Origin of the sequence: Anaerococcus senegalensis JC48, from assembly GCF_000321005.1 — a bacterium.
Classification (GTDB): Bacteria; Bacillota; Clostridia; order Tissierellales; family Peptoniphilaceae; genus Anaerococcus; species Anaerococcus senegalensis.
On the sequence record NZ_HE578907.1, the window covers coordinates 93,348 to 101,360 of the forward strand.

Genomic DNA, 8,013 nt, shown 5'->3' on the forward strand with positions numbered 1-8,013 from the left:
CCTTGGCGGGTCATTTTTTATGTTTTTAATCTACAAGTTTTTTTGTAACTTCTACTACTCTTCTTGCTTGTGCTTTTACAGCTTGTTCAATTTCGTTTACAAAACTTTCGTTAGTTGCTGTTGCACTTGCTCCGTAAGGATTTCCACCTTGTGCATAAATAGAATCATCAGTGTAACCTACTGGAACAATTATTGCTCCCCAGTGAGCAGCGCTTGTATAAATTGTTTTAATTGTTCCTTCTTGTCCACCGTTATTATTTTGAGCAGATGTCATTGCAGATATTATTTTATTAGTTAATGAACCTTTTGCCCAAACTCCTCCTTGTTCATCTAAAAATGCTTTTAATTGAAAAGGGATATTTCCAAATCTAGTTGGTGCTGAAAATATAATTCCATCGGCCCAAATTAAATCATCAGATGTAGCTTCTTTTATATTTTTTGAGTCTTCTAAATATTTTTTCCAAGCAGGATTTTCTTCAGCTGCACTTTCATCAAGAAATTCTTTTACTTTTACAAGTCTAACTTCAGCTCCATTTTTTTCAGCTTCTTCTTTGGCCCATTTTGCCATTTGATAATTGTGGCCTGTTTGTGAATAATATATTATTGCAAGATTCATTTTATCTCCTTTTTATTTAATTTTAATTGTCTTTATAATCCTCATAGATATAACTAATATTGTTAAGATTAAACAATTGATTTTTATTTATATTATTATTTCTTCTGACTAGAGGGAAGTATTTTATTTATTGGGTAAAAATATAATAAGCTAATTTAAAAGGAGAAGATATGGAATTAACTGAAAAATTTGAAAAAGACCAATGTAAAAATCCTACAGAATATTCAATAATACATAAAGAAATTCCAATTAAAATGCCAACAGACATGTGGGAAGCTATTTCTTATTTATTGTGGTATGTGCCAGATATTTCTTCTATTCAATCAAAATCAAACGAGCTTATTTCTAACAAGGAATATGATTATTATACTTTTATTGAAATAATGACTTATATGAATTTAAGAGATGAAGATTGTTTGTTTACAGAAAATATAGATGAAAATATAGTAGAAGAATATAAAAGAAAAATATGTATAAATTCTCAAAAATTAATTTTGACTCAATCTGATGGGGAAACTAAAACAGAATCTTTATTAAGACACATTAGAAATGCTATTGCCCATGGAAGTTTTAATATTGTCGAAGATCTAATAGTTGGTTTCGATGAAAAAATTATAGGTAAGGATAAGAGTAAAACTACTGCAATTTTTAAAATTAAACCTAAAAATTTATTAAATGCTCTTAGAATGTTAAATGAAGATTTAACTAATCAAAAATTAATTTCAAAGGCACTTAAAAATTCTAAATATTGGGTTGAGCCTTACCAAGAAGATTTTGAAAGAAGCAATAAGTTTGATTTGTTTGCAAAAAAAGATGAGAAAAAATATGCAATTGAAATTAGAGATTATAAATCAAAAAGAGATATTGATAAGGGATTTGCAAAAAAACTTGCCCAAAATTTTAAAAATTTAAAAGATGAAAGAGTAAGACCTGTTCTTGTGATTAATACTTCATTTTTAAAAGAAGAATCTAAAAATGAACTTATAGCTTATGATGTTTTGATTTTGGATGTTAAAAATATCAAGAAAATGTTAAAGGGAAGAGATATGATTTTCGAGATAGAACAAGCTCAAAATTTATACAAATATAAAAAAGAAAATTAATATTTAAATTTATTTAGGAAAAATATTAGAAAATTAAACAATTGTATTATAAAATTATAAAAATACAAGTTATTTTTAATAAAATTGATATTTTTTTTATTTTGTAGTACAATATATTTTGTATTAAAATTTATATTTTATTATTCATAAGGAGGAAAAATGAGCGAAAAATATAATGAAAATAATAGTAGAAAAAAATCTACTGAAATAAGAGAGAAAAGAAGAGAAAGACATGTTGATGATTTTTCTAGAGATAATTCAATATCTTGGGGATCAATCATAGCAGGAGCAATTTCTTTTGCAGCTGTTTTTACAGTTTTAAGTTTAATTGTAACAGCTCTTGGTCTTGGAATTTTTTCACCAAATAATGAAAATCCTATTTCATCTATGGGAATAGGAGTAGGAATTTCAACAGTTATAATTCTTATTATTTCTTTTGCAGTTTCTGGATTTATTTCTGGAGCATTTTCAAAAGGTCAATCTTTACTTCATGGATTTATGAGTTGGGCTTTGTCAATCATGTTATTATTTGGTTTAGTAACTAGCATGATTTCTTCTGCGCTAGGACTTGTAGGAAATGCAACAAAAGCTGTAGCTGATACTGCAGGAAATGCTATTGGAACTGTAGCAAGTACAACAGCTGATGGAGCTGGTAATATTCTTTCAAATGTTGCTGATTCAATTACTGAAGTTGATACTAAAGATCTTGAAAAAAATATTGATGATACTTTAAGTGAAACTGATGTTAAAGAGTTACAACCAGATTATTTAAAATCACAATTAGGCGAATCTAAAGATGAAGTTTTAGAAGCAGGTAAAAAACTTGCAACAAATCCTGAAGATTCTGATAAAATTTTTGATGATTTATCAAAATCATTAGAGAAAAAAGCTAAAGATATTACTGATTCAGTTGATAAAGAAACTATAAAAGATGAAGTTTACAAAAATTCATCTCTATCAGCTGAAGAAAGTGATAAGGCTGTAGATAATATTTATGAAGGCATGGACAAAGCATCTAAAGAAGCTAGTGAACAAATAGAAAATGCTAAAAATGGTTTAGAAGATGCTAAAAAAGAGGCAAATAAAAAAGTAGAAGAAGCAAAAGATGGTGCAGAATCTGCAACAAATAAAGCTTCTGTTGGTGCTATTTTAGTATTTGTATTTTTAATCGTAGGTCTTGCAATAGAAATTTATACAGCAAAAGTCGGTGAACAATACGTTAATAGTTTGTAAAATAAAAATCCTTGAGAATTTCCTCAAGGATTTTTTTTATTTTATAATTTTTAAAACTTCTTTAATAGGATTAGAAGAGTTTATTGTTTGATTATATTTTATAAATTTATCATCTTCATTCAAACTTTTTGAAGAGTTGATTGATATTAAAAGTCCAGAATGATCTAATTTAAATATATCAGATCTTAAATTATATATTATATCATTTTGATTTTGTTCTCCTTCAAATCCGTTTTTTACAATATAAGCATTTGAAGAAGTTTTTAGAATATTTGCAAATCTTATTGGATCATTTTTTGTATTTTCGTTTGTAAGAATATATATTTTTTTATTTCCAATATCTTTGTCCTTATTTATATTAATCCTAATTTGATCATAATACATATAATAATCTTTATTGATTTCTTTTGTATCTTCTGGAAATTTAATGGATTGATTTTTAACAAAAGATGACCTAGTATTTAGTTTATCTTTATTATTTTTCATATAGGCTAGACTTTGTTTTAATAAATTTCCCCTATAAAAAACTATTTTTTCTAATGCATAATCCTTATGAATAAGTAAAGGAAGAATTTCATTCGCGTACTTATCATCAATGGATTCGTTATTAGATAAGTCTATAAATATATTTTGTATATTTGGATTATTTAATAAAACATTTTTTAATTTTTCCTTATCTCTATTTATATTATTTGAATCAAAGTTTGGTAAATAAATTTCTAGAATATTTTTATTTTCTTTTATTTCTAATTCTTTTTTTTCATTCATTCTACCAAGTAGTCTTTTATATCTATTTACGACTTGAGCATCTCCCAAATTTTTTGACCTTGGAGATTTATTTTTTTCTTTATAGTAAGGAAAAATCATTTGGTATGTTTTTTTATCAATTATTTTTGTCCTATTATCTTGCAATAAAGAAAGATAAGAGGAGATTATATCGTAGAATTCCTGGTCAGATCTACAATTTTTAATTCTTTTTTTGTAAATTTCAGTTTGGTCTATCAAAGTATTATAACTGTCTTCGTTGTTATTATCTATAGCATAGTTTCTAATTATATAATCATTCAATTTATTAAAATCAGATATTTTTTCAGCGCTTGTGAGAGATCTATCTTCTGTATTTGCTATGAAAATATCTTGTGTAATTGATTCCATAACTTGGTCTCTAAATTTTGGATAAGAATCAGATTCATATCGGTTTATCCTTTTAATAATTAAATTTACCAAGAAAAACAATATAAAAATCAATAAGAGAAGAAGTAAAATTCTTCTTCTCAAATAAATCATTTTCTGTTTTTTTAATCTAGTTTTTGATCTTTTTCTTATATTTGAATCTTTTGATCTAATTTTTATATCTTTTTTTCTAACTTTAATATTTTTATGCCTTGATGCAGATTTATTTTTATTTCTAGATCTATTTTTTTCTCTTTTCATAATTCACCTTAATATAATATATCAGAAAATACCTATGATTCAAAATTATTTAGGCAAAATTACGGAAAAAGTAGATCCTTTTCCAAGTCTTGATTTTAATTTAATTTTACCACCTAAACTTTCTACAAAATTTTTGGTAATTGAAAGCCCCAAACCATGACCGTTTAATTTTGTATTTCTAGCATCATCAATTCTATAAAATCTTTCAAAAATAGCTTCTTTTTTTTCATCACTAATTCCAACACCATTGTCTTTTACAATTAGGTATATATTATTCTTATCTTCGCTAAGACTAACCCTAATTAAGCCGTCATCTTTTATAGCCTTTATAGCATTTGAAACTAAATTTTGTACTATTTGACTTATCTTATCCTTATCAGAATTTATTATTATTCCATCTTTTATTTCTTCTATCAAAGAAATATCAAGTTTGTTAAGTCTCGGTTTTACTGTATCCAATAATGAATTAATATGCTCTGATAAATTAAATTCTTTTTTGTTTATTTTTAAATACTCAGAATTATCATTAAAAGATTTATTTAAATTTACAACAAGTCCTTCAAGTCTATGAATTTCTTCCAATAGAGAAGATAGGGTTTGCTCATCTGCGTCAATAACCCCATCTTTTATTGCTTCTATATAAAGTTGTAAGTTTGTAATAGGTGTTCTAAGTTCGTGAGAAATATCTTGGGCGTATTGTTTTCTTACAAATTTTTGATTTTTTAAATTTATTGATAAATATTTAATATTATTTTGTAAGTTTTCAAGTTCTATAATTTTGCTATCCTTTAAATTTATATTATAATCACCATCTTTAATCTTTAAAGTTGCATCTGAAATTTGCTTGATTGGGTTTGTTATATTAGTAGATAAAATCAAAGCTATAATAATTCCAATAGTGATAGAAATTAAAACAGCGATTAAAATAGAACTTTTAATATTTGTCATTAGCTCATTTGCAGCAAATTCTCCAGTACCATAAGTGATAATTAATTGACCCATATAATCATTAACATTTGGATTAAAAATATCATATGACTTACTAGCAGTTATATCATTTTTATTATCATCTCTTCCTTTAAACCTCATTATTGGTTCATTATTTTTATTTAATATTTCAATATCAACATTTAAATTTTGGGATATTTTACCAAGTCTTTCTTTTATAGTATAGGGATCATTGTCTGTAATAAGATTTTCAAATTGCTTTTTTATTTGACTAGGTCTTATATCTTCAGTAGTATCAATAAAATTTTTGGTATAAACATTAATTAAATAAGAAATAGCAATAGAGAAAACTAGTATGCAAGCAAAAATACCTGCTATAAAGTTTCTTATTATTTTATTTCGAAGAGTTGTCATCGATACCACCAGACTTATAACCCATACCATAAATTGTTTTTATATAAGATGGTTTTTTTGGATTATCTTCAATTTTTTGTCTAATATTTTTAATGTGAGTATCAATTGCTCTATCATAAGCATCATAATCAAATCCAAAAGTGATTTCAATTATTTCTTCTCTAGTAAAAATTTTATTTGGATTTGAGAATAGAGTTTTAATAATTTGGAATTCATTTTTTGTAAGAAAAATTTCTTTTCCATCTTTGAAAAATCTATTGTATTCAAGATCCATTTCAAGTCTATTATCAGTAGTTTTTATAATATCAGCTCTTGGCATATTATATTTTTCAATTCTTCTCAAAACAGTTTTTATTCTTTGCATAAGCTCTTTTGGAGAAAAAGGTTTTGTAACATAATCATCTGCTCCAAGTTTTAGACCATTAACTATATCATCTTCACTTACTTTTGCTGTAACCATTATTACTGGAACATTTGATTTATTTCTAATTTCTTTAATAAGATCTTCGCCGGAAATTTTAGGAATCATTAAATCTAATAAAACTAAATCAATATTTTCTTTTTCAAAAATATCCAAGCCTTCTTTACCATCAAAAGCTTGAAAAACATTATAATTTTCCTTTTCCAAATATGATTTTATTATTTTAGAAATTCCCTTTTCATCTTCTATAATAAGTATATTTATATTATTCATTTTTTCACCTCTCTATACAATTATACTTTACTATTTTAAATAAATATATCTTTTCAATTGGTAGTAATTTTGTATAAATAAAAAAATATGATAGATTTAAAAAAAGTTGGGTATAATAAAAATGTAGGAAAAAACAAAAAATAAAAAAGGAGATTAATATGATTAGTTCAATTATAATAGGTGCTCTTTGCGGATGGATCGCAAGCATGATTATGAAAACAGATGCTCAAATGGGAGCAATCGCAAATATAGTTGTAGGTATAGTAGGTGGAGCAATAGGTTCTTGGATATTAGGATTATTAAATATCAGTGTATCATCAGGATTTGTAGGAAGCTTAATTGCAGGAATTTTAGGATCTGTAATCTTAATTTATATCTATAATTTAATTACAAAAAAAACTAAATAATAAAAAAATTTTGACTGGCTAAAAAGCCAGTCTTTTTTTGTGATTAAATATGTAAATGATATAATAATTTTATGGATGTAAATGAAAAATATATAAAAGTAGCAAATGAAATTTTAGAAAATGGATACGATGAAGAAAAACTAAACCAAGAGGTAAGACCAGTTTGGGAAGATGGTGAAAGTGCTTATACAAAATTTTTACCCCAACAAATAATTAGATATGAGAAGGGAGAAGTACCTCTAATTAGTTTGAGAAAAATAGCTTGGAAATCTGCAATTAAAGAAATTTTGTGGATTTATCAAGATAGGTCAAATGATGTAAATTTATTGAAAAATAAATACAAAGTTAATTATTGGGATTCTTGGAAAAATGATGAGGGTAATCTGGGTACAGCGTATGGTTATCAAATAAATAAAAAATTTAAATCACCAGAAACAGGAAAAATGACAAATCAAATTGATCGTTTAATTGACCAAATAAAAAATAATCCTTTAAACAGAAGATTGATTATGAATTTGATCGATGTAGATGATATGGCTGAAATGACTTTAATTCCTTGTGCCTTTTTAACTATGTGGACTGTAAGTGGGGATTATTTAAATCTTACTCTAATTCAAAGAAGTGGAGATTTTTTGGCAGCAGCAGCTCCTGGTGGAATAAATGCTTTTCAATATTATGTTTTACTTAGGATGATTGCACAAGTTACTGGTCTAAAGGCTGGAAATTTTGTACATTTTATTCAAAATTATCACGTTTATAAAAAACATATACCAACAGTTAAAAAAATAATGGAAGTTAAAGTAGATGAAAAAAGTAAGCCAAAGCTTGAAATAAATCCTGATATAAAAGATTTTAAAGATTTTACAATTGATGATTTTAAATTGATAGATTACTATCCGGACAATACAAAATATGATATTGATATTGCCTTATAATTATTGAAATTAAATATTTTTTAAGTATAGTCAATCGGTATGGAGGAATTATGGAAAAAATAACTATAATTGGATCCGGAGGTTCCGGAAAATCGACTCTTGCCAAAGAATTGGGCGAAAAACTAAAAATTAAAGTTTTTTACTTAAATAAAATATGGTGGATAAACGACAAAGAACATATAAGTGATGAAGAATTTAAAAAAATTCAAAAAGACATAATAGAAAATAA

Annotated in this window: 8 protein-coding genes; 4 read left to right on the forward strand and 4 right to left on the reverse strand. The window is 25.4% G+C overall.

The features are described from left to right. Nucleotides 1–25 precede the first annotated feature (25 nt). Entirely contained in the window at nucleotides 26–616 is a 591-nt protein-coding gene (gene wrbA, locus ASHG_RS00575) for an NAD(P)H:quinone oxidoreductase (RefSeq protein ID WP_040396795.1), read from the reverse strand. 170 nt (nucleotides 617–786) lie between these two features. Here wrbA and ASHG_RS00580 point away from each other — a divergent pair, with 170 nt between their 5' ends. Both ASHG_RS00580 and ASHG_RS00585 read left to right on the forward strand, forming a co-directional pair. After that, nucleotides 787–1,719, forward strand: a complete 933-nt coding sequence (locus ASHG_RS00580) for a hypothetical protein (protein ID WP_040396797.1) — start codon at nucleotides 787–789, stop codon at nucleotides 1,717–1,719. Between the two features lie 159 nt (nucleotides 1,720–1,878). Continuing rightward, nucleotides 1,879–2,952 carry a TIGR04086 family membrane protein gene (locus ASHG_RS00585; protein WP_040396798.1) on the forward strand — a complete coding sequence of 358 codons (1,074 nt, stop codon included), beginning with the start codon at nucleotides 1,879–1,881 and terminating at the stop codon, nucleotides 2,950–2,952. A gap of 36 nt (nucleotides 2,953–2,988) precedes the next feature. Here ASHG_RS00585 and ASHG_RS00590 read toward each other — a convergent pair whose 3' ends face one another. From ASHG_RS00590 to ASHG_RS00600, 3 genes are read right to left on the reverse strand one after another with little or no spacing between them, the layout of a single operon-like run. Next, complete coding sequence (locus ASHG_RS00590) at nucleotides 2,989–4,386, reverse strand: hypothetical protein (protein ID WP_040396799.1); 1,398 nt, start codon at nucleotides 4,384–4,386, stop codon at nucleotides 2,989–2,991. A gap of 45 nt (nucleotides 4,387–4,431) precedes the next feature. Next, nucleotides 4,432–5,748: a sensor histidine kinase gene (locus ASHG_RS00595; protein ID WP_040396801.1), complete on the reverse strand. Its 1,317-nt coding sequence runs from the start codon at nucleotides 5,746–5,748 to the stop codon at nucleotides 4,432–4,434. Beyond that, complete coding sequence (locus ASHG_RS00600) at nucleotides 5,729–6,442, reverse strand: response regulator transcription factor (protein ID WP_040396802.1); 714 nt, start codon at nucleotides 6,440–6,442, stop codon at nucleotides 5,729–5,731. Before ASHG_RS00600 ends, ASHG_RS00595 begins: the two co-directional genes overlap by 20 nt. 158 nt (nucleotides 6,443–6,600) lie before the next feature. Between ASHG_RS00600 and ASHG_RS00605 the strand changes: the two genes are divergently transcribed. Together ASHG_RS00605 and thyA are read left to right on the forward strand one after the other, a co-directional pair. After that, a complete protein-coding gene (locus ASHG_RS00605; RefSeq protein WP_040396803.1) occupies nucleotides 6,601–6,849 on the forward strand; it encodes a GlsB/YeaQ/YmgE family stress response membrane protein in 249 nt (82 codons plus the stop codon). Nucleotides 6,850–6,920: 71 nt separating this feature from the next. Continuing rightward, nucleotides 6,921–7,784 (forward strand): thymidylate synthase, encoded by an 864-nt coding sequence (thyA, locus tag ASHG_RS00610; RefSeq protein WP_040396804.1) that lies wholly within the window; start codon nucleotides 6,921–6,923, stop codon nucleotides 7,782–7,784. Nucleotides 7,785–8,013 lie beyond the last annotated feature (229 nt).

Excerpts from the sequence above, each read along its gene's own strand:
- ASHG_RS00585 (WP_040396798.1), top strand. The coding sequence starts at position 1,879 with ATGAGCGAAAAATATAATGAAAATAATAGTAGAAAAAAATCTACTGAA.
- ASHG_RS00580 (WP_040396797.1), top strand. The coding sequence starts at position 787 with ATGGAATTAACTGAAAAATTTGAAAAAGACCAATGTAAAAATCCTACA.
- thyA (WP_040396804.1), top strand. The coding sequence starts at position 6,921 with ATGGATGTAAATGAAAAATATATAAAAGTAGCAAATGAAATTTTAGAA.
- wrbA (WP_040396795.1), bottom strand. The coding sequence starts at position 616 with ATGAATCTTGCAATAATATATTATTCACAAACAGGCCACAATTATCAA.
- ASHG_RS00595 (WP_040396801.1), bottom strand. The coding sequence starts at position 5,748 with ATGACAACTCTTCGAAATAAAATAATAAGAAACTTTATAGCAGGTATT.
- ASHG_RS00605 (WP_040396803.1), top strand. The coding sequence starts at position 6,601 with ATGATTAGTTCAATTATAATAGGTGCTCTTTGCGGATGGATCGCAAGC.
- ASHG_RS00600 (WP_040396802.1), bottom strand. The coding sequence starts at position 6,442 with ATGAATAATATAAATATACTTATTATAGAAGATGAAAAGGGAATTTCT.
- ASHG_RS00590 (WP_040396799.1), bottom strand. The coding sequence starts at position 4,386 with ATGAAAAGAGAAAAAAATAGATCTAGAAATAAAAATAAATCTGCATCA.